Genomic DNA, 1521 nt, shown 5'->3' on the forward strand with positions numbered 1-1521 from the left:
TTCGGCGGCATCAAGCTGATTGTCTGCATCACCGAAGGCATCCCGACCATCGACATGCTGGAAGCCAAGGTCAAGTGCGACGAGCTGGGCGTACGCCTGATCGGCCCGAACTGCCCGGGCGTGATCACTCCCGGCGAGTGCAAGATCGGCATCATGCCGGGTCACATCCACCTGCCGGGCAAGGTAGGCATCGTGTCGCGTTCCGGCACCCTGACCTATGAAGCCGTGAAGCAGACCACCGACGCCGGCTTCGGCCAGTCCACCTGCGTGGGCATCGGTGGCGACCCGATCCCGGGCTCCAACTTCATCGACATCCTGAAGCTGTTCCAGGAAGACCCGAAAACCGAAGCCATCGTCATGATCGGCGAGATCGGTGGTTCGGCTGAAGAAGAAGCTGCTGCCTACATCAAGGCCAACGTGACCAAGCCGGTGGTGTCCTACATCGCTGGTGTAACCGCACCGCCCGGCAAGCGCATGGGCCACGCGGGCGCCATCATCTCCGGCGGCAAGGGCACTGCGGACGAGAAGTTCGCCGCCCTGCAGGACGCTGGCGTGAAAACCGTGCGTTCCCTGGCTGACATCGGCAAGGCCCTGGCCGAGCTGACCGGCTGGCCGGTCAAGTAAGCGCCTCGCTTACTTAACCGCCTGTCAACAGAGGCCACCTTCGGGTGGCCTCTGTCATTTCGCCAGGCTCCGGCGAAGTGTCGAGCAGGCGACACTCCCGTTCATTCCGCGGACGATCTGACGTACGTCAGTGCAGTTCCTCGGAATAGATCGTTAGGCTAGCAACTATATGAAGCGTCGCGTTCCCCACAAGGGAAGGCTCGCTCACCGTCAATTCCTACCCGGAGGCGACGGCGATTCCTGACCGTCAAGGATGGCGGGATAACCAGAATGCAGGAGCAACCGGGCCACGAGCCCATGGAAAACCTCTGCTATCGGACTTCCAAGAACAAATCACCGTACCGATGACAGCAGCATCACAGGATGCCCAGGCTCACCCCGCGTGAGTTGGCCAGTCCCGGTCCGATGCGGCTTTGTCACGTCCGTACGGCGTGCGTGCCTTGGGAGACCACGAAACCGTTTCAGCACTGTGGTATTTCCCTTCATGAAAGTCTTGAAAGGCCAGGACATCCTGGCACTTGGTTTTATGACCTTCGCGCTGTTCGTCGGCGCGGGCAACATCATCTTCCCGCCGATCGTGGGCCTGCAGTCCGGGCCGCACGTGTGGATGGCCGCGCTGGGCTTTTTGATCACCGCGGTCGGTCTGCCGGTGATCACCGTCGTCGCGCTGGCCAAGGTCGGTGGTGCGATGGATACCCTCAGCCATCCCATCGGCAAGTTCGCCGGCGGGTTGCTGGCGGCTGTCTGCTACCTGTCGGTCGGGCCGCTGTTCGCCACCCCGCGTACCGCCACCGTCTCCTTCGAAGTCGGCCTGGCGCCGCTGACCGGGGAGGGCGCGTTGCCGCTGTTCCTCTACAGCCTGGTGTACTTCCTGATCGTCCTGGTGATCTCGCTGTA

General features: G+C 62.4%; 2 protein-coding genes. Both read left to right on the forward strand.

The window, feature by feature from the left end; translation table 11 throughout:
- The coding region (sucD, locus tag C167_RS0100350) for a succinate--CoA ligase subunit alpha (protein WP_017516308.1) at window positions 1-624 on the forward strand (624 nt) is incomplete at its 5' end.
- A gap of 484 nt (window positions 625-1108) precedes the next feature.
- On the forward strand, window positions 1109-1521 hold a 413-nt coding region (locus C167_RS0100355), incomplete at its 3' end, for a branched-chain amino acid transport system II carrier protein (RefSeq protein WP_026078703.1).

It is taken from the genome of Pseudomonas nitroreducens TX1, assembly GCF_000313755.1.
GTDB lineage: Bacteria > Pseudomonadota > Gammaproteobacteria > Pseudomonadales > Pseudomonadaceae > Pseudomonas > Pseudomonas nitroreducens_A.